Annotated in this window: 26 protein-coding genes and 2 tRNA genes; 20 read left to right on the forward strand and 8 right to left on the reverse strand. The window is 66.0% G+C overall.

Translation table 11 applies throughout. The features are described from left to right. Positions 1-75: 75 nt before the first annotated feature. The 3 genes from AC5FRZ_RS02210 to AC5FRZ_RS02220 all read left to right on the forward strand — a co-directional run bounded on the left by AC5FRZ_RS02210 (position 76) and on the right by AC5FRZ_RS02220 (position 2,984). On the forward strand, positions 76-510 hold the full coding sequence (locus AC5FRZ_RS02210; RefSeq protein ID WP_153552176.1) for a TRAM domain-containing protein: 435 nt from the start codon (positions 76-78) through the stop codon (positions 508-510). 88 nt (positions 511-598) lie between these two features. Further along, on the forward strand, positions 599-2,164 hold the full coding sequence (locus AC5FRZ_RS02215; RefSeq protein ID WP_372479819.1) for a lipopolysaccharide biosynthesis protein: 1,566 nt from the start codon (positions 599-601) through the stop codon (positions 2,162-2,164). 37 nt (positions 2,165-2,201) lie between these two features. Next, a complete protein-coding gene (locus AC5FRZ_RS02220) occupies positions 2,202-2,984 on the forward strand; it encodes an SDR family oxidoreductase (protein ID WP_170093213.1) in 783 nt (260 codons plus the stop codon). Here the strand turns inward: AC5FRZ_RS02220 and AC5FRZ_RS02225 are convergent. From AC5FRZ_RS02225 to AC5FRZ_RS02235, 3 genes are all read right to left on the reverse strand, one after another. After that, positions 2,981-3,217, reverse strand: a complete 237-nt coding sequence (locus AC5FRZ_RS02225; protein WP_153552173.1) for a hypothetical protein — start codon at positions 3,215-3,217, stop codon at positions 2,981-2,983. The two genes, AC5FRZ_RS02220 and AC5FRZ_RS02225, sit on opposite strands and share 4 nt — an antisense overlap. 59 nt (positions 3,218-3,276) lie before the next feature. Next, the gene (locus tag AC5FRZ_RS02230) at positions 3,277-4,275 is read right to left on the reverse strand and encodes a mannose-1-phosphate guanylyltransferase (RefSeq protein WP_493563742.1); all 999 of its coding nucleotides are present in this window, start codon (positions 4,273-4,275) and stop codon (positions 3,277-3,279) included. Between the two features lie 145 nt (positions 4,276-4,420). Beyond that, the gene (locus AC5FRZ_RS02235; RefSeq protein WP_015761999.1) at positions 4,421-4,714 is read right to left on the reverse strand and encodes a DUF7091 family protein; all 294 of its coding nucleotides are present in this window, start codon (positions 4,712-4,714) and stop codon (positions 4,421-4,423) included. 209 nt (positions 4,715-4,923) lie between these two features. On the opposite strand from AC5FRZ_RS02235, the gene AC5FRZ_RS02240 reads away from it, so the two are divergent. The 3 genes from AC5FRZ_RS02240 (at position 4,924) to AC5FRZ_RS02250 (ending at position 7,080) form a co-directional block, all read left to right on the forward strand. Continuing rightward, complete coding sequence (locus AC5FRZ_RS02240; RefSeq protein WP_372479817.1) at positions 4,924-5,856, forward strand: replication factor A; 933 nt, start codon at positions 4,924-4,926, stop codon at positions 5,854-5,856. Between the two features lies 1 nt (position 5,857). After that, the gene (locus AC5FRZ_RS02245; RefSeq protein ID WP_493563743.1) at positions 5,858-6,463 is read left to right on the forward strand and encodes an RPA family protein; all 606 of its coding nucleotides are present in this window, start codon (positions 5,858-5,860) and stop codon (positions 6,461-6,463) included. 179 nt (positions 6,464-6,642) lie between these two features. After that, on the forward strand, positions 6,643-7,080 hold the full coding sequence (locus AC5FRZ_RS02250; RefSeq protein ID WP_015762002.1) for a DUF8146 domain-containing protein: 438 nt from the start codon (positions 6,643-6,645) through the stop codon (positions 7,078-7,080). On the opposite strand, the gene AC5FRZ_RS02255 is transcribed toward AC5FRZ_RS02250, so the two are convergent. Beyond that, positions 7,072-7,524 carry a DUF5814 domain-containing protein gene (locus AC5FRZ_RS02255; protein WP_372479816.1) on the reverse strand — a complete coding sequence of 151 codons (453 nt, stop codon included), beginning with the start codon at positions 7,522-7,524 and terminating at the stop codon, positions 7,072-7,074. The two genes, AC5FRZ_RS02250 and AC5FRZ_RS02255, sit on opposite strands and share 9 nt — an antisense overlap. A 103-nt stretch (positions 7,525-7,627) precedes the next feature. Between AC5FRZ_RS02255 and AC5FRZ_RS02260 the strand changes: the two genes are divergently transcribed. After that, a tRNA-His gene (locus AC5FRZ_RS02260) sits at positions 7,628-7,698 on the forward strand. A gap of 356 nt (positions 7,699-8,054) precedes the next feature. Then, positions 8,055-8,678 carry an HNH endonuclease gene (locus tag AC5FRZ_RS02265; RefSeq protein WP_493563744.1) on the forward strand — a complete coding sequence of 208 codons (624 nt, stop codon included), beginning with the start codon at positions 8,055-8,057 and terminating at the stop codon, positions 8,676-8,678. Here the strand turns inward: AC5FRZ_RS02265 and AC5FRZ_RS02270 are convergent. Genes AC5FRZ_RS02270 through AC5FRZ_RS02280 form a run of 3 tightly spaced genes read right to left on the reverse strand, consistent with a single transcriptional unit; the run spans position 8,627 to position 11,237 of the window. Continuing rightward, positions 8,627-9,814, reverse strand: a complete 1,188-nt coding sequence (locus tag AC5FRZ_RS02270) for a site-2 protease family protein (RefSeq protein WP_372479814.1) — start codon at positions 9,812-9,814, stop codon at positions 8,627-8,629. The genes AC5FRZ_RS02265 and AC5FRZ_RS02270 overlap by 52 nt on opposite strands. Before the next feature lie 48 nt (positions 9,815-9,862). Then, the gene (locus AC5FRZ_RS02275) at positions 9,863-10,462 is read right to left on the reverse strand and encodes a DUF5789 family protein (protein WP_493563745.1); all 600 of its coding nucleotides are present in this window, start codon (positions 10,460-10,462) and stop codon (positions 9,863-9,865) included. 43 nt (positions 10,463-10,505) lie between these two features. After that, entirely contained in the window at positions 10,506-11,237 is a 732-nt protein-coding gene (locus AC5FRZ_RS02280; RefSeq protein WP_493563746.1) for a DUF4013 domain-containing protein, read from the reverse strand. A gap of 108 nt (positions 11,238-11,345) precedes the next feature. Between AC5FRZ_RS02280 and AC5FRZ_RS02285 the strand changes: the two genes are divergently transcribed. The 11 genes from AC5FRZ_RS02285 to AC5FRZ_RS02335 all read left to right on the forward strand — a co-directional run bounded on the left by AC5FRZ_RS02285 (position 11,346) and on the right by AC5FRZ_RS02335 (position 23,950). Then, on the forward strand, positions 11,346-13,439 hold the full coding sequence (locus AC5FRZ_RS02285; RefSeq protein ID WP_493563747.1) for a DEAD/DEAH box helicase: 2,094 nt from the start codon (positions 11,346-11,348) through the stop codon (positions 13,437-13,439). Between the two features lie 163 nt (positions 13,440-13,602). Continuing rightward, a complete protein-coding gene (locus tag AC5FRZ_RS02290; protein ID WP_493565070.1) occupies positions 13,603-15,486 on the forward strand; it encodes an SLC13 family permease in 1,884 nt (627 codons plus the stop codon). 65 nt (positions 15,487-15,551) lie between these two features. After that, positions 15,552-15,624 (forward strand) — tRNA-Pro (locus tag AC5FRZ_RS02295). A gap of 121 nt (positions 15,625-15,745) precedes the next feature. Then, positions 15,746-16,639 (forward strand): hypothetical protein, encoded by an 894-nt coding sequence (locus AC5FRZ_RS02300; protein ID WP_493563748.1) that lies wholly within the window; start codon positions 15,746-15,748, stop codon positions 16,637-16,639. Between the two features lie 121 nt (positions 16,640-16,760). Beyond that, complete coding sequence (locus AC5FRZ_RS02305; RefSeq protein WP_493563749.1) at positions 16,761-20,429, forward strand: LAGLIDADG family homing endonuclease; 3,669 nt, start codon at positions 16,761-16,763, stop codon at positions 20,427-20,429. Beyond that, positions 20,430-20,702, forward strand: coding sequence for a DUF7854 family protein (locus AC5FRZ_RS02310; RefSeq protein WP_170093250.1), 273 nt, complete (start codon positions 20,430-20,432; stop codon positions 20,700-20,702). It begins immediately after the preceding gene. A 48-nt stretch (positions 20,703-20,750) separates the two neighbouring features. Next, entirely contained in the window at positions 20,751-21,311 is a 561-nt protein-coding gene (locus AC5FRZ_RS02315; protein ID WP_493563750.1) for a DUF7504 family protein, read from the forward strand. Positions 21,312-21,350: 39 nt separating this feature from the next. Then, complete coding sequence (locus AC5FRZ_RS02320; protein WP_153552158.1) at positions 21,351-21,686, forward strand: DUF7855 family protein; 336 nt, start codon at positions 21,351-21,353, stop codon at positions 21,684-21,686. Continuing rightward, the gene (locus tag AC5FRZ_RS02325; protein WP_493563751.1) at positions 21,683-22,480 is read left to right on the forward strand and encodes a DUF7856 family protein; all 798 of its coding nucleotides are present in this window, start codon (positions 21,683-21,685) and stop codon (positions 22,478-22,480) included. The genes AC5FRZ_RS02320 and AC5FRZ_RS02325 overlap by 4 nt, the downstream gene beginning before the upstream one ends. A gap of 25 nt (positions 22,481-22,505) precedes the next feature. Then, positions 22,506-23,279, forward strand: a complete 774-nt coding sequence (locus tag AC5FRZ_RS02330) for a DUF7857 domain-containing protein (protein ID WP_493563752.1) — start codon at positions 22,506-22,508, stop codon at positions 23,277-23,279. Then, entirely contained in the window at positions 23,276-23,950 is a 675-nt protein-coding gene (locus tag AC5FRZ_RS02335; protein WP_493563753.1) for a MinD/ParA family ATP-binding protein, read from the forward strand. The genes AC5FRZ_RS02330 and AC5FRZ_RS02335 overlap by 4 nt, the downstream gene beginning before the upstream one ends. A gap of 30 nt (positions 23,951-23,980) precedes the next feature. On the opposite strand, the gene AC5FRZ_RS02340 is transcribed toward AC5FRZ_RS02335, so the two are convergent. Continuing rightward, on the reverse strand, positions 23,981-24,841 hold the full coding sequence (locus AC5FRZ_RS02340) for a transcription initiation factor IIB (RefSeq protein ID WP_493563754.1): 861 nt from the start codon (positions 24,839-24,841) through the stop codon (positions 23,981-23,983). Positions 24,842-25,034: 193 nt separating this feature from the next. On the opposite strand from AC5FRZ_RS02340, the gene AC5FRZ_RS02345 reads away from it, so the two are divergent. Further along, positions 25,035-25,541 carry a DUF7858 family protein gene (locus AC5FRZ_RS02345; protein ID WP_170093256.1) on the forward strand — a complete coding sequence of 169 codons (507 nt, stop codon included), beginning with the start codon at positions 25,035-25,037 and terminating at the stop codon, positions 25,539-25,541. The last annotated feature ends 97 nt before the right edge of the window (positions 25,542-25,638 follow it).

Genomic DNA, 25,638 nt, shown 5'->3' on the forward strand with positions numbered 1-25,638 from the left:
GCCCACACGACGCCGTTCGGCCCCGAGAAACCGTCGCTCGTAAGCGTTTTGCCGACGGCCACAGTAACCAGTCGCATGGCCGACTGTCCACTCGCGGACGACTGCCCCGAGTTTAGCGAGCGAATCGAGGGGATGGGGTGTCAACACTACGGCGACCGCGGTGGTGCCGAGTGGTGCAACCACTACAATCAGCCGATCTCGGATCTGAAGAGCCAGCCCGTCAAACTCGGCGAGGAGGTCGTCGTCGAGGTCGACGACATCCACGAGAGCGGTGCCGGCGTCGGCCGCACCGAGGACGGCTTCATCGTGATGGTCGACGGCCTCCTCCCACCGGCGAAGGCCCGCGTCCGGATCACGAAGGTCCGGTCGAACCACGCCCGCGCCGACGAGGTCGAACGCCTCGAACTGGACGAGGACGACGGAGAAGACGACGAAGACGAGGGGTACCAGGGCGAGGACGACGACGACGGCGAGCGTCTCGGTAGTCGCGACAACTTCTGGGGCGGATAGCGCCGCCGGGGTGGACAGTCACCCGTTTTTTCCCAGCCACGGAGAGTGGATCATCGGATTTATTCGAGCCCGTCGGACACGGTAGCCCGTGCCATCGGCGTCCTCGCCCGAGTCAGACACCGCTCGCAGCGACGAGCACAGCGAGGCGTCCGTCGAGGCGACCCTCGACGACGCGCTGGAACGGGTCGCCCACGGTGCGACGGTCTCGATTCCGGGGATTCTCTTCCAGCGCGCGCTCACGCTGGCGTTCACGGCCGTCCTGACGAACGGCTTCAGCGCCGGAGCCTACGGCGTCTTCGCGGTCGCACGCAGGCTCCAGCGCTTCCTGTTGCACCTCGCGCTTGGCTTTCGCTCCGGCCTGAGTCGCTTCCTCCCGAACGCCGACAGCGACGCGGAGCGCGACGCGTTGCTGACCGTCGCGAGCCTCCTGTTGCTCGGCGTCGCGACGCTGTTCGGTGCGGCCCTGTACGTCGCGACGCCGCTTGCCGTCACGGTGACCGGCGAGGGCGAGCGGTTCGGGACCTTCCTGCGAATCTTCGCCGTCGGGCTGCCGGCCAGCGTCTGGCTCTTTACCGTCGCCGAGATGTTCCGCGGCTTCGAGGCCGTCGGGCCGCTGACGCTGACGCTCCGGATCGCCGTCCCGACGGGCCAGTTGCTGGTCGGCGTCGCCGGGACGATCCTCTTCGCCGACCTGGCGGCGGTGGCGCTGGGCGTGGTCGCGGTGATGGGGCTGGTCGGCGTCGTCGCCGCCGTGTGGCTGGCCCGTGATCGCGGCGTCCGGCCGCGACTGCGAACCGACGGCGAGGGCTCCATCTGGCGGCGCTACGTCCGCTACACCGCGCCGCTGTTCGCGGGCGGGTTCGCGACGGTCGTCCAGCGCCTGGGCTTTTATCCGCTGATCGCGCTCTTCCTCTCTGGCGTCGCGGGGGGCGTCTTCTCCGTCGGCGTCCTGCTCGGCTCGCTGGTCAGACTTCCGCTCATGGGGATCAATCAGTTCATCCCGCCCGTCGCGGCGGCCCTGCACGAGGAAGAGTCGCGGGCCGCGCTGTCGCGACTCTATCACGTGACCAGCCGGATCGTCCTCGTGGGCGTGACGGCGCTGTCGGTCCCCGTCGTGGTGTATCGCGAAGCCGTCATGGCGCTGTTCGGGCCGACGTTCGTCGAGTACGCGCCGCTCCTGCCGGGCTTCGTCGTCGCCCAGTACGGCGCGTGTGCGGCCGGCAGCGTCGGGATCCTGTTGACGATGACCGACAACCAGCGCGCACTGTTGCTCGTCAACACCGTCGTCACGCTCCTGTTGATCGCGGTCGCGGTCCCGCTCACGCTGGCCTACGACCTGCCCGGGCTGGTCGCGAGCTACCTGCTCATGCTGACGCTGAACAACGGGTTCGAGGTCGCCGTGCTCTATCGACTCGAAGGGCTCCAGCCGTTCACTCGGCTGCACCTGCAACCGATCGCCGCCGGGGCCGTCCTCGCGGCCGTCACGCTCGGGGCGAAGGCGACGCTCCCGTCCACGACTGCGCTCGTCGTCGGCACCGCCGCGGGACTGGCGGCCTACGCGGCCGTCCTGCGGTGGCTGGGGTTCACGCCGACCGAGCGGCGGCTGGCCGAGACGCTGCTCGACCGCTATCGCACTCGCCTGTCGAGGCGCTGACGACGACGTTTTGGGGCTGCCGCGCACACCGGGCCACATGGATCTGGAACTCGACGGCAACGTCGCACTGTGTACCGCAGCGACCAGCGGCCTCGGACTGGCGAGTGCCACGGCGCTGGCCCGCGAGGGCGCTCACGTCGCGGTCTGTGGCCGCACGGCGGCCCACGTCGACGCCGCTCGCGAACAGCTCGAAGCGACCGGCGACGGCGACGTGCTGGCCGTCGAGGCCGACATCACCGACCAGGATCACGTCGCCGCCTTCGTCGAGGAGACCGTCGACGAACTGGGCGGGCTGGACCACGTCGTCACGAGTGCCGGCGGCCCATCCAGTGGGGACTTCCGCTCGACGACCGACGACGACTGGTACCACGCCTACGACCTCCTCGTGATGAGCGCGGTGTGGACCACGCGCTTTGCCTACCCGCACCTCCGGGACTCCGAGGCCGGCACGGTCGTCAACATCACCTCCCGCTCGGTCAGAGAGGTCATCGACGACCTCGTGCTGTCGAACTCGGTCCGGCGGGCCGTCATCGGCCTCATGAAGACACAGGCCCGCGAGTTCGCCCCCGAGGTCCGGGTCAACGCGGTCCTCCCCGGCGCTCACGAGACCCCGCGCATCCAGGAACTGATCGAGGACGCCGTCGAACGCGGGGAGTACGACAGCTACGAGCAGGGCCGAGCGGAGTGGTCCGACGCGCCCCTCGACCGGATCGCCGACCCGCGCGAGCTGGGCGACGTGGTCGCGTTCCTCTCCAGTGTGCGCTCCTCGTACGTGACGGGGACGGCACTGCCAATCGACGGCGGGTCGATGCGGAGCTAGCGCCGCTCGGGTTCGTCGATCCCGCCGACGACGGTGCGCTCGCTGACGACCGACTGCCAGACGACGATTCCAAGCGACGCGACCGCGACGATCGCCGTCAGCAGGTAGCCCGTGCTGTCGACGGTGTAGAGTTCGCCCGGGAAGAAAAACGACAGCGCCAACAGCCCGACGGCCGCGAAGCCGACGATGAACGGAATGACGAACAGCCAGAACTGCCGGGCAGCGCCTGCCATAGCGCCGCCTACTGCCGGCGATGGGAAGACTTTTTCGGCAGTGCCAGTCGTCGCGCCCCTCAGAACGCGTCCTCGTCTCGGAGGCGGGCGACGACCTCGCGGACGCGCTGGCTCTCGTCGGCGGGGACGACCAGCGTTCGGTCCCCGTAACTCGCGACGACCAGATCGGAGACGCCGACGAGGCTGACGTGGCCGTCGGTCGCGACGACGTTGTCCGCCGCGTCGACGGTCACGGCGTCGCCGAGCACGGCGTTACCGTCGTCGTCTGTCGGCAAGTGCCGCGCCAGCGCGTCCCACGCGCCCAGGTCGTCCCAGGCGAAGTCGGCGGGCACGACGAACACCTCCTCGGCCTGTTCGAGGACCGCGTAGTCGACGCTGACCGGATCGACGGCGTCGAACCCCCGTTCGGGTTCGCCCCGCTCCAGTGCGTCGACGAGGGCCGACAGCGGCGACGCCCGCGCGGCCGACAGCAACGCTTCGGGCGTCCACGCGAACATGCCGACGTTCCAGTAGCAACCACGGTCGACGTACTCTGTGGCGGTCTCGCGGTCCGGCTTCTCGCGGAACTGCGTGACGGTCTCGTAGCCCTCTCGGCTCTCTCCGGGCTCGATGTAGCCGTAGCCCGGTTCGGGACGCGTCGGCTCCACACCGACGGTCACCAGCCCCTCCGTTTCGACTGCGGTGCGAGCCGCCCGCCGCCCGACGGCCTCGAAGCCGTCGCCGACGGCGTGGTCGCTTGGCACCGCAAGGAGGACGCAGTCGCCGACCTGCTCGCGGATCCGGTGGGCGGCGTAGACGAGCGCGGGGCCGGTGTCTTTCGGCGCTGGCTCGGTGAGGACGGCCGCCTCGGGCGCGTGGTCGTGGACCTCGTCGGCGAAGGCCTCGCGAGTGAGGACGTACGTCTCCTCGGCGAAACCGACTCGCTCGATGGCGCTGGTCAGCAGCGACCGGTCACCGCCGAACGACTGGAACTGTTTGGGCCGGTCCGAGCGACTGGCTGGGTAGAGGCGCGTCCCCGTCCCGCCGGCCAGTACCAGAGCGACGATGGGGCGATCCATGTATTCGCTTGGACGCCGGCCGCTCTCAAAAATTCTGTCCGAGAGACTGTCGGCCGGTTCACTCGACCGAAGTCGAGCCTCTTTCGCCAACACTTTTCGACACGCAGTGGGCTTCTGGCGCACCCGTAGTCGAAAAAGGTGGTTTCTACCAGGTCTCGACGCTGCCTGCTTTCACGTCTTCGGCACAGCCCTGGCAGTCGGGGTGGTCGGGGTCGAAGCAGGCCGGGCGCGCCTGGTCGTCGAGGCGGACTGCGCGGCGCTCGGCGTAGCGTCGACAGACGATGCGAGCCTTCCCGTCGTCGTTCTGGGGGAGATCCGCGAGCGCGGACCGCTTGGCGTCGGTGTAGGCCTGTTTGGCGTCCTCGATCTGGCGGCCCGCCGACCGGAGGGTCGTCCTGATCATCTGCTGAAAGAGGCTCGTCCGGTCGTCGTCGGCCATACGTACCGTTTCGGCTCGCGCCTCAAGAATCTTCTCTGGCAACGAAGGATCGTGTTCAGACAGGCAGAGGGTGTTGGAGCAGAGACGCCGAAAGCCCTCGCCACGCCGGGCGTCGCTTTCACTTTCGGTGTGGTTGACGAGGGTTTATGTACCGAGACGACCAATCGACAGGTGTCTCCCATCGAAAACACGCGGAGACAGAGACACCAATGACCGATTTGCATACCCCTGCGACAGAGATACAAGAGCAGTTCGACGACCAGTTAGACGTGACCGTCGACGAGATCGAGGAGCGCCTCGAAACGCTGGTCGAGGAGTACAAGGTCCCGCTCAGCGAGGCCCGCCGCAGCGTCGTCAACACGTACCTCGACGACGCCGGCATGGACCGCGACCAGCTCTCGGGCGGTGGCGGCAACGAGCACGTCGACATCGCCGAGGTGGACGCCCCCGAGGAGTGGATCGACGTGACCGCGAAGGTCGTCGAGCTGTGGGACGCCACGGCCGACGCCGTCGCGCAGGTCGGCCTGCTGGGCGACGAGACCGGGACGATCAAGTTCACCAAGTGGTCCAAGTCCGACCTCCCGGAACTCGAAGAAGGGCAGGTCTACGAGCTTCGAAACGTCGTCACCGACGAGTACCAGGGCCGCTTCTCCGTGAAGCTCAACCGGACGACGACCATCGAGGCCGTCGACGAAGAGATCGAGGTCGGCGACGACGCCGTCGAGGTCGAGGGCGCGCTGGTCGACATCCAGTCTGGTAGCGGCCTGATCAAGCGCTGTCCCGAGGAGGACTGTACGCGGGTCCTCCAGAACGGCCGCTGCAACGAGCACGGCGAGGTCGAAGGCGAGTTCGACCTCCGCATCAAGGGCGTCCTCGACGACGGCGAGGAGGTCACCGAGGTCATCTTCGACGAGGAGGCGACCGAGGCACTGACCGGCATCTCGCTGGCGGAGGGCAAAGAGATGGCCATGGACGCGCTGGACACGACCGTCGTGGCCGACGAGATGCGCCAGAAGGTGCTGGGTCGGTACTACCGAGTCACCGGCCCGACGCTCGGACGGTACGTCCTGGCGAACGAACAGGAGCGACTGGACGGGCCAGTGGACGCCGAGGCGATGCTGATCAAAGCGAGGTCGATCTGAGATGGCTGCAACACCCACCCGCGAAGTCGCACGCCGCGTCTTCGCCAGCGAGTTTAACGACGCGAGCTACACCTTCAAAGAGTCCGACGACGAGCGCGCACCCGTCTACGTCCTGTTGCCGACGGGCGAGCGGGCCAACCGCGTGTTCCTCGTCGGTACGCTGACCGAGACCGAGGACGTCGGTGAAGACAGCGAGTACTGGCAGGGACGAGTCGTCGACCCCAACGGCGACACGTTCTTCATGTACGCCGGCCAGTACCAGCCCGACGCCGCCTCGATGCTGCGGGAACTGGAGCCGCCGGCCTACGTCGCCGTCGTCGGCAAGCCCCGGACCTACGAGACCGACGACGGCGAGGTCAACGTCTCTGTTCGTCCGGAGTCGATCTCACAGGTCGACGAGGCGACCCGCGACCGCTGGGTCGTCGAGACCGCCCAGCGAACGCTCGACCGGATCCAGGCGTTCGACGACGAGGACGGTGCCGAGATGGACGAGTACGTCCAGATGGCCAGCGAGCAGTACGACCTGCCCGTCGAGAACTACCGCCGCGCCGCGGTCGGCGCACTGGAGAGTCTCGAAGGCGATCAGCGAGACGCGCCAGAAGCGTAGCGAAGGCGGGTCTCGGAGTTGCGAGCGGGGAACAGCGTGACCCGTGAGCAGCGAGAGACGACCAGCGCCGAGCAGTAGTCCGACTTCCGGCACCCGTTCGTTTTCTTTCGATCCCCCGTCAGCCGTGCGATCGTCTGACAAACGGTTAAGTATGATGCGGGGACAAACTGAACACAAGGATGAGCAACAAGAACAAGACGATCTCGTTCCGGGTCAGCCAGGAGAAGTTCGAGACCCTCCGTGGCATCGCCGAGGAACGAGACATCTCGCTGTCTGCGGTGTTCCGTGACTACGTGGATCTCCTCGTCGCTCACGACGGCCAGGTCGAGGTCGTCCCCGAACACGAACTCAACGAAGCGACGGACACCGAGGAGACGACCGAGAGCTTCCCGCCGAAAGTCGAGGTCCCGAAGAGCTTCGTCCGAGAACACGAGCGGCTGGAACTGGAGGCCGACCACCTCCGCGAACAGCTCGAAGAGCACAAGCGCTACGTCACCCAGCTCCGCCAGCAACTCGACGAACACGACCAGGAAGACATCGTCCAACTCGAAGATCTCGACGGCGAAGACGACGACGACGCGTCCTACCGCATCGGTAGCTTCGACGACCTAGACTAATTCGTCTCTGCTCTCGCGTGCCTGCTTCGCTACGTCCGGTTTTCCGTCTACGTCTGCCAGTGCCTCGACCGCTTCGAGCGTCCTGACCGAGTCGTCCAGAAAGGACAGCACGTCGCCGGGGTAGGCATACAGCATGTAGTCGTCGCCCATCACGTCGACGATGGCGTCGGGGCCGAGTCCCTGTGCCCGAAGCTCCAGGAGGTATCGGACGAACTTCTCCTCGGGACAGCCACAGTGGGGATTCGCCTGACAGTCACAGTCGAGGAAGTCTTCGGCGAACTCGAGGACCCGATCCTGGCTTGCCTCGTTGAGCTTCGCGAGTCCCTCGCCCTGAAAGAGGATGTCCAGCGTCGCTCCCTTGAACGCGCCCTTCGGGAACGAGGTCTCCAGCTGTGAGGCGAGCTGGCGGTGGTTCTTGACGTAGATCTTGTCGGTGATGGCCACGCTTAGAGACCGTTGGGGTGTGGCGTGTAAAAGCGTCTCGAAGGCCGTACGGAGTCGTAACGTATATGAGTTCCAGCGGGATAGTGGTAAACGCTTCAGCGTGTCCGGGCTGGGGTAGTGGCATCCTACAGGCTTGTGGTGCCTGTGAGGCGGGTTCAATTCTCGCGCCCGGACCTAGTAATTTTTACATTACTTAGCGTCGGCTGTGTAATCATCTGCTTCACTTTCACCGTGGTATCGTATGCTATAATATCGACGGAGTTGTTGTCGTAAATATGCCTGTTCACGGATGCCCGACGTGTGGAAAAGTCTTCGACAGTCGACGAGGACTTGGTGTTCACCACAGCCAGGTCCACGACGAGCATCTTCCGAACCGGGAATGTGCGGCCTGCGGTGAATCGTTCTATTCGGAGTACGAGAAGAAATACTGTTCCGATGAATGTCTCGATAGATCGGTCTCCTACACGGGATCTGACAATCCCAATTACAGCGATGCGAAGGAGGAGACGGCGTGTGAAATCTGTGATACCGTGTTCGAGTACTATCCGAGTGAAAAGCCCGGGAAATTCTGCTCTGAATGCGTCGAATCCGAGTCGTGGCGCACACCCTTCGACATCGACGGGGAAAAGAACCCCCGCTGGAACGGTGGTAAAGCCACCGTCGCCTGTGACGAGTGCGACGCCACAGTCGAGCGCTACCCCCACCAGATCACCGGGGAGGCCACGTTCTGCGGTCCCGACTGTCAGTACGCGTGGCTCTCGGAGCAGTTCACGGGCGAGGGCCACCCGAACTGGGAGGGTGGGACGGTCGGGCCGTACGGTAAGGGGTGGAACGCGGTCCGGGCGGCGGCACTGGAGCGGGACGGCCACGAGTGCGTCGTCTGCGGGACCACGGCCGATGAACTGGGGCGCAACCCCGACGTCCACCACGTCGTCCCGGTGCGGGCGTTCGTCGAGCTGCCGGTGCTGGCCGAGCGGGACGCCCACACGCTGGACAACGTCGTCTCGCTGTGTCCGCCCTGTCACCGGCGGGCGGAGTTCGGCCACGTTTCGCGCGAAGCACTCCGGTGGCGGGCGGGGCTCGCTGGGCCGGCCAACGGCCGTCACGCCTGTGGCTCGAAGACGGTCGCTTCGCCTTCGTCGTCGGCCTTGTAGTCGGGGTTCTCTTTGATGATCGTCAGTGCCGTCATGATGTCGCTGCGGGTGAGCAGCCCGCGGAACTCGTCGGCTTCGTCGAGGACGATCAGGCGGCCGACGTTGTTCCCCTCCAGCTCCGAGAGTGCGGTCATCACGTCTTCCTCGGGCGAGAGGACGATGAGCTCCGTCGTCATGATGTCGCTGACGGTGTAGGCGTCCCGTTCGACCTCTCGCACGGCGCGGGCGTCTTCCAGCGTGACGAGGCCGACGATCTCACCGTTGCGCTCGACGGGGTAGCCGGTGTGGCGTTCCTCGAACATCGTCCGGATGAGTTCGCGGACCTTCGTGTCGGGGTCGACGGTGGTCACGCGGTCGGCGGGCGTCATCACGTCGGCGACGGTGACGCCTTCGAAGGCCGCTCGCATGACCGTCTGGCGGGACTCGCCGGCCGCGCCGATGTAGATGAAGAAGGCCAGCCCGATCAAGAGCGGATTGAACGGCGGGAACAGTCCGAACAGCGCCAGCAGGATCGCGAAGCCCTTCCCGACCTCGGCCGCGATCTCCGTGGCGCGAGCGTAGGGGTTCGTCCTGGCCAGCAGCGCCCGGAGGATGCGGCCGCCGTCCATCGGGAACCCCGGTAGCATGTTGAAGACGGCCAGCGCGACGTTCATCAGCGCGAGGTAGCCAAGGACGAAGCGGACGGCAGCGAACGCCGTCGTCCCGCTGGGGACCAGCACGAACCCGACCAGCGAGACGATCCCGACGAGGACGCTGACGACGGGGCCGGCCAGCGCGATGAGAAACTCCTGTCGCCAGTCTTCGGGCATCTCGTCTAACTGTGCGATGCCGCCGAACAGCCACAGCGTGATCGACTCGATCGGGTAGCCGTAGCGGATCGCCACGAGTGAGTGGCCCAGCTCGTGGAGGACGACGCCGGTAAACAGGCCGATCGCGGCAGCGATGCCCAGCAGCCACGGCAGGAGATCGGTGGTGAGGACTGCCGGATCGAGGTTCCCACCGAACCGATTGAGCAACTCGACGGTCGGCTCGACCTGCGAGCCGATGATCCACGCGAACAGTGGCAACACCAGCAGGAAGGTCAGGTCCAACTGGATCGGAATGCCGAAGGCACTGCCGATACGGAATCGTCGCATAGTCGTCGCTTGTCGTGGGAGGGGCTTAAGCCCCCTGCGTGACCGGCCTCAGACGCCGAGCCACTCGTCGTTGCGAACGCTGTACCCGTTCGAACGACAGAACGTCGCGGCTTCCCGGCGCACCGCTCGCGATCCCGGCAGCGTGCCCGTCTCGTCGATCCGTTCGACGATCCAGTCGGCGACGTACTGGATCCCTTCGTCGTCGTCGTCGGCGTCGATCGCTTTGAGTGCCCGGAACGTCTTCTCGTAGGCCTCTCGCTGTGAGGTGCCAAGCGAGGTCTGCTGGATCGACTGACAGTGTTCGACGATGCGCTTCATCGCCGCGGCGATGGTCGGACGCTGGACGCGGGTTCGGACGGTCGCCGGCTCGTTGAAGCTCTCTCGATCGGTATCTGGGAGGAGATCCGCGACCGTGTGGACGCCCGCGTCCGACTCGACGGTCCGATCTCCGAGGGTTTCGACGACTTCCCGCGCTGTCACGGGGAACGACAGCGTGTCCAGTTCCGTCTCCAGTTCGCCCAGTGCCCGCTCGTCGACGGGCGGCTCCGTCTCGTCGTTGCGTTCGAGCGCGGTGAGGATGTCCCGCTCGCGCTGGCGTCGGTCGGCGTCATCGGCCTGATCGTCTCGTCCGCTCTTGTTGTCTGCCATTGTGAATTATTTCATCTCTGAACTGATAACGCTGTGGTCGACATTACGCGACACTCGTGCTCTCGTCGACCGTCGACTCGACGTGCGTGTCGGTCGCCGCGGCGAACCCGTCTCCCAGGAGCCACCCCGCGATGATCAGGGCGTAGAAGCCCAGGAAGACGCCGACGATCCCGCCGAGGATCGGGACGACGTTGAGTGCGCCAGCGAGGACGCCGACGACGACGTTGAGCGCGATCACGTAGAGCCACGCGACGGCGTAGTCGCGTGACGTGACGGCGGTTCTAATGACGGTCACGTCGAATCCGGCACCGAAGGACCGCTCTCTCGCGTAGTTTGCGACGCCCGCCAGACCGACGTAGCCAAAGACGATCGCCAGCACCCACCAGAGCACGAGGCCGCCGAACAGTCCGAACAGCCCCAGTCCCGCGGCGGTCTCTGAGCCGGTCGTGAACGCGAGGATCGAGCCCCCAACCAACACGCCGAACACGACCGTCGGGATGAGCTGGTAGACGAAGGTGATGACCGCCGCGACCAGTCCCTCTGTGAGCAGTGATCCCCACTCGTCGAAGACCGGCGGCTCGCTTGCGTCCTCCATACCGGCCCGGATCGCACGGACCGTGTAGCCCGTGACCACGAAGATCGGCACCACGAACACCGCCAAGAGCGTCGCTACGCCGCCGATCGCGACGGTCACGATCCAGTCGTCCGATTCCATCGGATACCGTGCCAGTTCCTCGATATCGGGGTTCATGTTGGTGTCTCTGAATTCACACATCTGTGAAGTAAGCGTTCGCGTCGGATCCGTACCGACTGGTTGCGGGGTAGTCGAGCGAACTGACGAGGTTCCGAACCGCTCAAATAGCTCCGTCGCGTTCGTCCAGGCGTGTCTCAGCAGGTCGCACGCGTCGATACGCTGTTCCTCCACGAGCACGGCGACGACTACCGGGTCGTCGTTCGGCGGGACGGTGATCGAGTGTTTCACGGCGTGCTCGAACTCAAACAGACCGACGCCGGGCCACGGCCTCGCCGGCTCCGGATCAAGCAGGGGGCCAGCGAGGACCTGCGCAGTCCCGACCAGTTCGTCGAACTCGCGCGTCGGGCCTCGCGGATCCGTATCTCCGAGCAGACCTCCGGACGGGGCCGCGAGGAGCTACAGGCGATGCTCGACGGCTACCAGCTCTCGGCGAAGGTCGTGCGCACCTGCCGGTACTGTGCCTCCAGTGGCCGGTACTCGCCGATCACGAGCGAGACGGCGATCAAGGCCGACGACGAACACATTTGTCCGGACTGCGCTCGCGAGGAACTGGACCGCGAACTCGCACTCAACGGCGGGATCACCGGCGACGCCCAGGCTCGCCTCGAAGAACTCCTGCTCGACGTTCAGGACCTCGATCGCATCGAGAACCTGCTCGCTGGCGAACTCGATCCCGACCTGACGAAGTTCGACGAGATCTCGGCGACCGTCGACGACATCGACCTCGTGCCGGTGGACTCGCTGGATCTCCACCCCGGCATCCAGCAACACCTCGAAGGCCGCTTCGACACGCTCTTGCCGGTCCAGAGTCTCGCCGTCGAGAACGGTGCGACCGACGGCAGAGACCAGCTGGTCGTCTCTGCGACCGCGACCGGGAAGACGCTGATCGGCGAGATGGCCGGCCTCGACCGCGTGCTGAACAACAAGGGGAAGATGCTCTTTCTCGTCCCGCTGGTGGCGCTGGCAAACCAGAAGTACGAGTCGTTCACGGAGCGCTACGGCGACATGGTCGACGTGTCGCTGCGCGTCGGATCGAGCCGGATCGACGGCGACGGCAACCGCTTCGACCCGAACGCCGACGTGATCGTCGGCACCTACGAGGGCATCGACCACGCGCTGCGGACCGGTAAGGACCTGGGCGACATCGGCACCGTCGTCATCGACGAGGTCCACACGCTGGGCGAGGGCGAGCGTGGCCATCGCCTCGACGGCCTCATCTCGCGGCTGAAGTACTACTGCGAGCAGGGCGAGACTGCGGAACAGTCTCGGAAAGGGCGAACGGGCGGAGCCCGTGAGCAAAGCGTCGGGCCGGACGGCACCCAGTGGATCTACCTCTCGGCGACGGTCGGCAACGCCAGCGACCTCGCCAAGAAGCTCCGGGCGAACTTGGTCGAGTTTGAGGAACGTCCGGTCCCCATCGAACGGCACGTCACCTTCGCCGACGGGCAGGAGAAGACCCGCATCGAGAACAAACTCGTCAGGCGGGCCTTCGACACGAAATCGAGCAAGGGCTACCGGGGCCAGACCATCATCTTCACCAACTCCCGACGGCGCTGTCACGAGATCTCTCGGAAACTGGAGTACGACTCGGCACCGTATCACGCCGGTCTGGACAACAAACGCCGCCAGCGCGTCGAGCGGCAGTTCGCCGACCAGGACCTCGCGGCAGTCGTCACGACCGCCGCGCTGGCCGCCGGGGTGGACTTCCCGGCCTCGCAGGTCGTCTTCGACTCGCTGGCGATGGGCATCGAGTGGCTGTCGGTCCAGGAGTTCAGCCAGATGCTCGGCCGCGCCGGCCGGCCCGACTACCACGACAAGGGGACCGTCTACCTGCTGGTCGAACCCGACTGCTCCTATCACAACAGTATGGAGATGTCGGAAGACGAGGTCGCGTTCAAACTGCTCAAAGGCGACATGGAGCCGGTCATCACCGAGTACGACGAGGCCGCGGCCGTCGAGGAGACGCTGGCCAACGTCACCGTCGCCGGCGACCAGGCAAAGCGGCTCAACGACCGCATGATCGGCGAGGTCCCGACCAAGCACGCGCTGGGCAAACTCCTCCAGTACGAGTTCATCGACGGGCTGGAGCCGACGCCGCTGGGCCGGGCCGTGACGCGGTTCTTCCTCGCACCCGATCAGGCGTTCGCGATTCTCGACGGGATCCGAAAGGACCTGCACCCCTACGAGATCGTCGCCGAGATGGAGCTCCGAGAGCGCGACTGATCGGTGCGCTCTCGGAGTGTGTGAGCGGGGCGTGTACGACCCGTGAACTGCGAGGCGTTCCGAGAGTGACACTGCGCTGAACGCGTGGCGCTTCGCGAGGGTGACGTTTTTATCCCCGCCGGCCCCCTCCTCTGCTGTGACACTGCCACCGATCACGCCGGCAATGGCGTTCGTCTTCGCCGTCGTCGCCGGTGCGCTCGTCCTCTTCGCGACCGAGCGCGTGCCCGTCGACGTGACCGCCATCGGCGTGATGGTGGCGCTACTGGTCGTCGAACCGCTGACCGCGCTGCTGGCCGACGCCGGACTGCTGGCCGAGCGACTCTACGTCCTCCACGAGCCCGGCGACGCCGTCGATCCGGTGGCCGTGGGGCTCTCGGGCTTTGCCTCTCCGGCGACGATCACCGTCCTCGCGATGTTCGTCCTCTCGGCGGGCGTCCAGCGGACCGGCGTGATCCAGATCCTGGGGGCCAAGGTCGCCGCGTTGACCGGCGACAGCGAGACCAGACAGCTCGGAGCAACCGTCGGCATCGTCGGGCCGATCTCCGGGTTCATCAACAACACGGCGGCCGTCGCCATCCTGCTGCCCATGGTGACCGACCTCGCACACAAGGGTCGGACCTCGCCCTCGAAGCTGTTGATGCCGCTCTCTTTCGCCTCGATGTTCGGGGGGATGCTCACGCTGATCGGCACCTCGACGAACATCCTCGCCAGTGATCTCGCCGGCCGACTGGCGATCGAGGATCCGGCGCGCTACGGCGACCTCCACGTGTTCTCCATGTTCGAGTTCACACAGCTGGGCGTCATCCTGCTCGTCGTCGGCTCGCTGTACCTCATGACGGTCGGCCGCTGGCTCACTCCCGAACGGATCGAACCGCGTGGCGATCTGACCCAGGAGTTCGAGATGGCCGACTACCTCACCGAAGTCGTCGTCCGCGAGGACTCGCCGATCGTCGGCCAGACCGTCCACGACGCGCTGGAAGCGACCGAACTCGACATCGACATCGTCCAGCTGATCCGGGATCGCCGGACCTTCCTCGAACCGCTCGGTGCGAAGTCGATCCGGGCCGGTGACGTGTTCGCGATCCGGACCGACCGGGACACGCTCGTCGAACTGCTCGACGCCGAGGGCCTGGACGTGGTGCCCGACGTGGTCGTCGACGAGGCCGAACTCGAAGAGGCCGAAGAGCGACAGAACCTCGTCGAGGTCGTGATCGCACCGGGCTCGGAACTGGTCGGTGCGTCGCTCCGATCGACGAACTTCCGCCAGCGCTACGACGCCAGCGTCCTCGCGCTCCGGCGCGGCGGCGAACTGATCCGCCAGCGGATGGACCGGACGACGCTTCGCGTCGGCGACACGCTCCTGGTCCAGGGAGCCGGCGACAGCATCGATCGCCTGAACAACAACCCGAACTTCATCGTCGCCCGCGAGGTCGAACGCCCCGACTTCCGGGAGTCGAAAGTCCCCGTCGCCGTCGGCATCGTCGCCGCCGTCGTCGCCGTCGCGGCACTCACGCCGGTCCCGATCGTCGTCTCGGCGCTGGCCGGCGCGCTCGGGATGGTCCTCTCTGGCTGTCTGCGCTCCTCGGAGATCTACGACGCCGTCCAGTGGGACGTGATCTTCCTGCTCGCGGGCGTCATCCCGCTGGGGCTCGCCCTGGAGGCGACCGGCGGCGCGGCGCTGCTGGCCGACCTCCTCGTACTCGCCGCGCCGTCGTTCCCACCGCTCGTGGTACTCGGACTGATGTACGTCGTCACGGCGGTCCTGACGAACATCATCTCGAACAACGCCAGCGTCGTCCTCATGATCCCCGTCGCCGCCGAGGCCGCCGTCCAGCTCGGGGCCAACGCCTTCGCGTTCGTGCTGGCCGTGACCTTCGCCGCCTCGACGGCCTTCATGACGCCCGTGGGCTACCAGACGAACCTCTTCGTCTACGGCCCCGGCGGCTATCGCTTTACCGACTATCTGCGGGTCGGCGCGCCGCTACAGGCGATCTTTGCCGTCGTCACGACGCTGGGCATCGCCTACTTCTGGGGCCTGACTCCGTGACAGGGTGTGTCGATGTGCCACCGCAACGAAACCCTTTACTCAGCGACGGCCGCATCTATTGGTACGGGATCGTGGGTTAGCCTGGTATACTTCGGGCCTTGGGTGCCCGTGACCCCGGTTCAAATCCGGGCGATCCCATCCACCTTTTTCGTCGCCGCCCTTCCTCGCGAGCCTGCGGTTCCTCGAAAAACGCGGACGAAACAGACTCTCCGCATGCGTGGACAAAGCGTTTGTAACCGGGTACGCAAGTGTGGCTGGAATGGTCAACACGACGAAGTTGCTCTTGGGTCTCACCTTCGCACTGGTGCTCTTGATCGTGGACGTGCTCGTCTCTTATTTCACTGGCACCCTGGGCGACGGCGTTGCAACGTTTCTCATCCAGGCGCTCGGGACTGTTGCCACCCTCCTTTTCGTCGGAGCGACCTTTCTCACGGTCCGTCAAAACCGAACGACGATCCGGGAGCTCAGAAAGGATCGAGAAAAACAGGTCGTCATCGACGAACTCCAGTACGTCATCCAGCCCGCAATCGATCGCCTCACCGGGAATATCGAGAAACTCGAATCGGGGTTCGTCGGTTGGAAACCGGGCGACCAGGCATTTCCAGAACACGAGCAGTGGGAGCCCGACGGTGGGCTTTCGATTCAGAAGCCCCTCTCGAAGACGCAAACAGACGAGGCAGCACTGTTGCGTTCGAAAGAGCGCCATCCGGAGTTACACTCGGAACTGGCGTCGTACGACACTACCGTCGAAGACCTGACTGCCGCGGCACACGACGTGGTGCGGACAGCTGGTCCCGAACTGACGAAAAAAGTCGAGCGTGACGTGCCTCGGTTCGACTTCTCTCGGGGGAGTATGTCTGTCGACCCGCCGCGGCTTTTGTCGTATCTCTTAGACGGCGAGGGGCGGGAGTACCGCGACCTCCACACTGGCTGGTCGCAATTACTCGAACACCACGGAGACGAATTTCGGGCGCTCCTCGACGAGGTCGCTCTCGAAGAGCGCCAGCACCTCCGCGACGAGAAGAGTCGAACGCTCGCCGAGTCACGACGGCTGAGGGACGATCTCATCGAGAGACGGAACACGCTTCAAGAGGAGTACGGGATCTCGGTCAACGAATTCACGCAGGAGAATCTCGTCGAGAGCGCCAAGTAACGACCACTGCACTCGTCGATGTGGTCCGTACTGACTGATACGGGCGCTTCCCGGTTCGGTCCGACCACTTCCACCCCGGTTTGCGAACCTTCTTGAGCGAGGACGCACTATCTCGGTTCCAATGGCTACCGGCGTCGACAACACCGAACTCACCGACGCGTTCGAGGAGTTCTACCGGGACTACTACCGCAACGAGATCGGTGAACTCGCCCAGAAGTACCCCAACGACCAGAAGTCGCTGTGGGTCGACTGGGACGACCTCTATCGCTTCGACCCCGACCTCGCCGACGACGTGCGCAACCGCCCCGAGCAGATGCAGGACTACGCCGAGGAGGCGCTGCGACTCTACGACCTCCCGGTCGACGTGAAGCTCGGCCAGGCCCACGTCCGCTTTCACAACCTCCCCGAGGCCGAGGACATCCGGGAGATCCGCCACGAACACCACGGGATGCTCATCGCCGTCCAGGGGATCGTCCGCAAGGCGACCGACGTGCGGCCCAAAGTGACCAACGCCGCCTTCGAGTGCCAGCGCTGTGGCACTCTCACCCGGATTCCCCAGGTCGCCGGCGACTTCCAGGAGCCCCACGAGTGCCAGGGCTGTGAGCGCCAGGGGCCGTTTCGCCTGAACATGGACCAGTCGGAGTTCGTCGACGCCCAGAAGATCCGCGTCCAGGAGTCCCCGGAAGGACTGCGCGGCGGCGAGACCCCGCAGGCCATCGACGTGAACATCGAAGACGACATCACCGGCGAGGTGACTGCCGGCGACCACGTCCGCGTGACCGGCGTCCTCAAACTCGACCAGCAGGGCGACGACCGCAATCAGTCCCCGATGTTCGACCTCTACATGGACGGGATCGACGTCTCGATCGAGGACGAACAGTTCGAGGACATGAACATCACCGAAGAGGACAAAAAAGAGATCATCGAGCTGTCCAACGAGGACGACCTCTACGACAAGATGGTCGGCGCGATCGCGCCGTCGATCTACGGCTACGAGCGCGAGAAACTCGCGATGATGCTCCAGTTGTTCTCCGGAGTCACCAAACACCTCCCAGACGGCTCCCGAATCCGTGGCGACCTCCACATGCTACTGATAGGTGATCCGGGAACGGGGAAGTCCCAGATGCTCTCCTACATCCAAAATATCGCCCCTCGTTCGGTCTACACCTCTGGGAAGGGGTCCAGCAGCGCCGGGCTCTGTGTCACTGGTGACACGATGATCCACACCGACGAGGGATTCCGACCGATTCGTGATCTCGTGTCGTCGGAACTCCCAGAGCCAGTGTCCGAGGAAACGTCGGTGCGAAAGCAGATCGATCTCCAGACGTTCGACCGCGATGCAGGGGAGATGCAAGATGGGACCGCCTCGCGTGCGTGGCGGATGCCGGAGAAGACGTGTCGACGGATCGAAACGAGCCACGGCAAGGAACTCGAAGCGTCCGTGAACACTCCGGTGCTGACGTGTGGCACCGACGGGATCGAGTGGACCGAGATCTCCGAGGTCGAACAGGGCGATCACGTCGCAGTCCCGCGATACAATGCTATCGACCGGTCGGAGGTGCCAGTGAGAGAGTTCCTCGAACTGACGACCGAGAAGGTCCTGCTCACGGACGACTCGATCGAGTTCCTCCGCGAGTCGTTACAGGCAGAGTTCGGGACGCTCAGAGATGCAGCCGCCGCGCTGGATCTCTCGGAGGACTTCATATATCTGCAGCTCAAGAACCACCACGTCCCGCTGGAGAAACTCGACCGGATGCTCGATGCGATCGGGGCGACACGTGAAGACGTAGATTTCGATCGCCTCATGATCAGGCACGGGGACTCGATTACGCTCCCGGAGACGTTCGACGAGGACCTGATGTACCTGCTGGGGCTTGTGTTCGGAGACGGGGACATCTCGCTGGATCGTCGCGGCGGAAACAGAGGGATGGTCCGCATCTCGAACAGCGACGAGGCGTTACTGGAACGGGCTATCGAGATTTTCGATGCGAAGTTCGATAAGCGGCCAGAGATCGAATATCAAGACGAGAGGGTCCCCTGCATTCGAGTCAACAGCGCGACGATCGCTCGGATATTCGCCAACGCCGGAATGCAGACGCCGAAACAGGATCTCGCACTGGCCGACTCCCTGACGGTCAGTGAACACGCGGACGCCTTCATCCGTGGCCTCATGGATGCCGACGGATCCGTCTCGAACCGAGACGACGGCGGTTCGAGCGTTCTTCTGTCGACGATCAGCGACGAACTCGCTCGACAACTCCAGCTCATGCTCGAAACCTACGGTGTGCGGGCGAGGACGCGCGAACGCGACCGTCGCGGGAGCTACGAACGTGGGGACGGGTACGTCATCGAGTCCAAACACGTCCAGCAGTTCGTCGAGATCTACGGTGCAGACATCGATCGATACGCCGAGGCGATCGGCTTCGACAGTGTCGAGAAACAGCGATCGCTCGCCGAGATAACCGCTGTCGAGCGACGCCAGCGTGAGACGCTCCCGATCGGTTCTACCCTCGCTACAGTCGAGGGGGCCGCCGGCCAGTACTATCAGAACATCAACCAGAGTGAAGACCCCGGCCGTTCGCGGGCCAGATCGATGCTCGAAGATGTCGATCTGGGACCGACAGAGCCCCTCGTGAAGGAGGCGGTCGACGCCGATCTGCGATGGGACGAGGTCGTCGCCGCCGTGGACACCGGCGAGAAAGAAGTGTTCGACCTCACCGTTCCGGAAACGCACAACTTCGTCGGCAACGGCATCGTCACACACAACACCGCAGCGGCGGTTCGGGACGACTTCGGCGACGGCCAGCAGTGGACCCTGGAGGCGGGTGCGCTCGTGCTCGCAGACCTCGGGATCGCCGCTGTCGACGAGCTGGATAAGATGAATCCGGACGATCGGAGCGCGATGCACCAGGCCCTGGAACAACAGGAGATCAGCATCAACAAGGCGGGCATCAACGCGACGCTGAAGTCCCGGTGTTCGCTGCTTGGAGCTGCGAACCCCAAGTACGGCCGGTTCGACCAGTTCGAGCCCATCGGCGAGCAGATCGACCTCGAACCCGCGCTGATCTCTCGGTTCGACCTCATCTTCACGGTCACCGACGAGCCCGACGAGGAGGAAGACCGGAACCTGGCGAGTCACATCATCCAGACGAACTACGCGGGGGAACTCCACACCCACCGCACGGAGAACCCCACGTCGGACTACAGCCAGGACCAGGTCGACGCCGTCACCGAGGAGGTCGCACCGACGATCGAGCCGGACCTGTTGCGAAAGTACATCGCTCACGCGAAGACGAGTTGCTTCCCGACGATGACCGAGGAAGCGAAGACCGAGATCGAGGACTTCTACGTCGATCTGCGGGTCCAGGGGACCGACGAGGACGCTGCGGTGCCGGTGACGGCCCGAAAGCTGGAGGCGCTGGTCCGCCTCTCGGAGGCGTCGGCGCGGATCCGACTCTCGGACACGGTCGAGAAAGAAGACGCCGAGCGGGCGACGACGATCGCTCGCTACTGCATGGAGCAGATCGGCGTCGATCCCGAGACGGGCGAGTTCGACGCCGACGTTGTCGAGACCGGGACCTCGAAGAGCCAGCGCGATCGGATCCAGAACCTCAAGGGGATCATCTCCGACATCGAGGAGGAGTACGACGAGGGTGCGCCGGTCGACGTGGTCGTCGAGCGGGCAGAGGAGGTCGGGATCGACGAGTCCAAGGCCGAACACGAGATCGAGAAGCTCAAGCAGAAAGGCGAGGTGTACGAACCACGTACCGATCACCTGAGGACGACGTAGATGGACCGCATCTCAGCACTCAGGAACGTCGAGGACGCACTGGCCCGCTTCGAACGGGGCGAGTGTTCGCTGACCGACCTCGAAGCGGAAGTCCGGGGCGTCTTGCGGACCTACGCGACCGACTTCGACGGGGAGTTGCAGGCCTACCGTGCCGACGGCGGCGACGCCGACGGCGTCGTCGTCCTGGCGAGTTCGCGCCCCGACGCCCGCGACCGAGTCCAGTCGCTCGTCGAGTCGCCGGGCCGCTTCGAAGTGACGCCGGTCGATCCCTGACCTGGCAGTAGAAAGGGATTTGCGGGTGTAGTCCCTGTGGTTCCGGTAATGCAGTCCGTGATCGACCGGTTGGACGGTGTGACGACGCTCCTGCTCTGTGGGTCGTGTGCGCGGACCGACGAACTCTGTGGGCGACTGCTGGCCGACGGCGGTGCTGCGGGCCGGACGGTGCTGTGGGTCTCTTTCGGACAGTCGCCGTCGGAGTGTCTCGACGACAGGGTCGCGGCGGACGCCGACCGTGCCGTCCTCGCGGTCGGCACGACGCCGACGGGTGAGCGAGACGACGACGTCACCGTCGAGGTGATCTCGACGCCCAGTGACCTCGCGGCGCTGGGGATCAAACTCAGCCAGTTCATCGCGGAGACCGACGGCGAGCTGACGGTGTGTTTCGACTCGCTGACCGAACTGCTCGGCCACGTCGCGGTCGAAACGGCCTACGAGTTCCTGCACACGGTGACCCGACAGTGCTACCTCGCGGACGCCCGGGCCCACTTTCACCTCGATCCGGCGGCCCACGACGCACAGACGGTCGCCTCGATCACGTCGCTGTGCGACGCTCGCGTCGACCTCGACAGCACGCCACCGGTCCGCGTTCGAAACGGCCTTTAGTTCGTAAATTTAAACACTGAAAGCGAAGATCGTGGGCGTATGTTCCTCGTGATCACGTACTCGCGGTCGGCACGGTCGTCGCTGCGCAACGTCACGCGGGCCCACGAGGAGACGACCGTCCGGCAGTTCGGTCGCGCGGCACTGCTCGCAGGGACGGCCTTCGGGGCGTTTCAGGCGTGTCGGCTCCGCGAGAAGCACGGACGGGACGTACAGATCGAGCGCGTCGAACCGTTCGTTCCGGCGGACGTCCCCGCCGACGTTCGCGAGGCTGCCGGGGCCTACGAAGACCGCGACCAGCCGTCGGTTCCCTATCGCCAGTTTTCCGCCGGGACCGACCACCCCGGGCCGTCGGCGCTCCGGGAGCGAGACCTGTGATCGTCCGGACGGCAGACCGAACGTGGTGTGGCAGCGTCGCGGACCTCCGGTCGACCGGCGTCTCCGGCCACCAGGTCGTCGACGCCGTCCGCGGCGACGACGCCGCCTGTCGCGTCCACTGTCCCCCAGCGGGGCCGCTCTTCGACCGCGTGGGACACGTCCATCCGGAGATGGGACTCCGGGTCCGGCCGGCACTCGCCGTCGCTGCCAGGACTCGCGGCCTCACGCCACCGCAGGACGACGAGATCGAGCGACTGCGGGCCGAACGCGACGCGATCGACGTGGACGAGCGCGTGCCACAGCACGCGACACCACCCGAAGAGGATCCGGCGGCCCTCGAAGAGCGCGTCGCCGAACTCCGCGGTCGGATCTCGGCACTGCGAGCGCACGATATAGACGCCAGCGACGAGCGGGCGGCACTGCGTGAGGCTGCCACACGGCTGTCCGAGGCACAGACGACCCGTCTCGCGGCCGCACAGACCCGGCAGGCGACACGCGAACAGCGAGACCGACGCCAGCGTCGCCTCCGCCTCGACGACCGGATCGCCAACCGCGAACGCGACGCGCGCTCGTGGCTGGTCGAGCGCGTCCGCGACCCCTACGAACGGGCCGTGTTCGCGCTCGATCCCGGTGCCGACCCGTTCGACTGTGATCCGACGACCGCCGCTCTGGCGATTCTCCGTGTCGGGACCCAGCGAGCGCCGGTCGTGCTCGCGACGGAGCAGTTCCCGACGCCGGCCGCCGCGGCCGCCTGGGTGGAGGGCCCCGTCGTCGCCTGCGGCCCGGACGTTTAAATCGCGTGACGGGGCCACCGACCGTATGGTTTCGGTGGATGCGAGTGCGACGGCGATCGACGGTGTGACGCTCGTGACGGTCTCGCTGACCAGCGACGGGCTCGCCCGTCGGGTCCGCGTCGAACAGCGACTCGACGGGCCGGTCTGGCCGCCTCGCTGCGAGGGCGAACCCGAGCGCGGCTGGGACGAGTCGGGATACGAGGGCGTCGTGCCGGCCGACGGACGGCTCGCGCTGGGGTACGCGACGCCGGCACCACCGGCCCAACAGCCGGTCGTGGTCGAGGAACGCGAGGTCGTCCCGGACACGGGTGACGCCGCTGGCGAGGACGCGACGACGGTCCTCCAGCGACTCGGCGATCCGTCACCGCCCCGTGATGGGGTGCCCGAACCGGCAGCCGTTCGAGCCGACCCGCGTCCCGACTGTGACACGGCCACCGCGGCCGAGGAGACGCCGGACGATCCCGACCACAGCCCCTCTCCCGAGCACCGTGTACGCGACGAGTCGACAGCCCAGACAGTGCCGGACCGACGAGCGGGTTCGACAGATCCGGTGACCGACTGGCTCGACGGCGTCGAGGAGCGGGTGACGACGCTCGAACGACTGGACGCCGTCGAGACGGTCCCCGAGGCGACGACGGCCCTCCAGTCGACGGGGGGACTCGCTGCCGGCCGGCGGTCCGCCCGAGGGTGTGCCGCCGACCGACGCCGGCTCCTGGCGGTCGCAGACCGCGCACGCAGGCTCGCAGATCGGATCGAGGCGACCGATCCGCCGCTGTCGTCGCTGGAGCGGCTGGCATGATTCTGGCCGTGACGGGCGGCAAGGGTGGCGTCGGGAAGTCGACGGTCGCGTACAACCTCGCCGCCCACCTCGACGCGGTCGTCATTGATGGCGACCTCGGGATGGCAGATCTGCCCGCCGACCACGGGCCGGATCTGCACGACGTACTCGCCGGACGTGCGGATCCCGTCGAGGCCGTCAGAGAGGGGCCTCCGGTCTCGATCCTACCGTGTGGACGCAGTCTGGCCGGCGCTCGTGCCGGCGATCCCACGGCGCTCGTCGCCGCGATCGAAGCCGTCGAGCGCGCCTACGGCGACGTGATCGTCGACTCCCCGGCGGGATTGCGAGCCGACGTTGGCCTCCCGCTGTACGTCGCCGACGCGTGTGTGCTGGTGACCACCCCGTCAGAATCGGCCGTTACGGACGCGGTCCGGGTTCGTGAACTCGCACGAGAACTCGACGCCGGCCTGGCACGCGTCGCCCTCAACCGCGCGGACGACGGCGCGAACCCCGACGCCGTCGCGGCGACGCTTGGCGCACCGGTGAGCACGGTGCCCGACGACGCAGTCGTCGCGGACGCACAGGCCGCGGGTCAGCCGGTCTGTCGGGCGTCGCCGGGAACGCCCGCTTGCCGGGCGTTTCGATCGCTCGCCGACGCCGTCGAACGGGTCTGTCGCGGTCACCGCCCGTAGCCGCCGTTCTGTACCGTTTGCCGCCACCTCTCAGTCTTTGAGGGCCTGATACGTCGACCGCAGCGTCACCGGACTCACGTCTGCGACGGCGGCCGCCCGGGCCTGCGTCAGCTCGTAGTCCGCCTCTCGGGCGGCGGTGTAGAGACACGCGGCGGCGACGCCACCGGGGTTCTTGCCAGCGATCAGATTGCGCTCTGCTGCCAGATCGGCCAGTGCCGTCGCTCGGCGTTCGATCTCGTGGGGAACGTCGAGCTCGCTTGCGAACCGCGGGAGATACTCGCGCGGATCGATCGGACCCGTCGGCAGTCCCAGCTCGCGGTTGATCGCGTCGTAGGCGACCCGTAACTCGCCGGTGCTGGCCTGAGCGTCGGCGGCGACCTCCTCGACGGTCCGTGCGATCTCGCTCGTGCGACAGGTCGCGTACACCGCCGCGGCCGCGAACCCTTCGATCGACCGTCCCACCAGGAGATCGGCCTCCTGTGCGGACTCGAAGAGGACACAGGCCCGATCCCGAATCGTCGACGAGAGGTCGAGCCGACTCACCAGCCGCCGGATCTCGATGAAACCGATGCGCTGGTTCCGGTCGCGCTTCGAGCCGGTCTGGGCGCGGCTGTGCTCTCGACGGAGGCGCGCCATCTGGCGGCGCTTGCGACCCTTGAGACGAGTCGACCGTCCGATCTCCGTCGAGAGCCCGCGGTCGTGGCGCGAGCGGGTCAGCGGTGCGCCGGTGCGTGCCTTCTGCTCTCCGTCGTCCTCGAACGACCGCCACTCGGGGCCGCGGTCGAGCTGGTCCTCGTCGACGACGAGGCCACACTGGGTACACACTGCTTCGCGTGTCGATGCGTCGATCGCGCCGTCACACTCCGGACATCGCTGTGCCGTTTGGCTCATTCTATTTCGAGATTCGTCCGGATGGAATATTTAAAACCGGGTCGTTCGGACGGTGATCGGCGGTTTCGAGCGAATTTTACCGACCGGTAACCGGTAGGTAATGCGCCCGTAGAGCCGGTCGAACTCGCCCTCGACCAGCGACGGCTTTCGACGTTCAATGGGTTTAAATTACGAGAGGGATGATGTGATGGTAATGGGTCTCTCCGAGATCGCGGCCGGCATCGAAGTGACTGCCACCCAGCGCCAGCACGGCGTGGCGTCGGTCGATCGAACGGAGGGGACGCTCGCGGAACGCCTCGACGGCGTCGCGACTCGGCTCCCCTGTGATCCCGAGCGGGCGGCGACGCTGGTCGAGGCCTACGCCGCGGGCGAGAGCGTCGGTGACGCCGGGCGGGCGGCGGGACTCACACCGCTTACGGCAGCCAAGACGCTCCACCTGTGTGGCGAACACGTCTGTCCGCTCAGCCCGCGCCAGCGCGACGTGCTCGACGACTGGCTCTCGGGGGATCTCGCCCGCAGCGAGGCGGTCGCACTCACCGGCGCGAGCGAACGCGAGTTCGCGCTGGCGACGTACGTCGCCACGCACGAACCGATCGCCGACGCACGCGAAGCGCTCGAAGGCGCGCTGACAGACGGGCAGGGGACCGACCGACAGGCGTCGCTTGGCGACGCCGTCGAACAGCCGTCGGATCTGCTCTGAGGCGGATCGTTGTCGTCGTTTTCCCGGCTGAATGGACACTCTCGTGTGGTCGATCCGGGACAGACAGTCACCCGTACGAAGCTGTGGTTGTCACCGC

This window comes from Halomicrobium sp. HArcht1-1 (assembly GCF_058933285.1).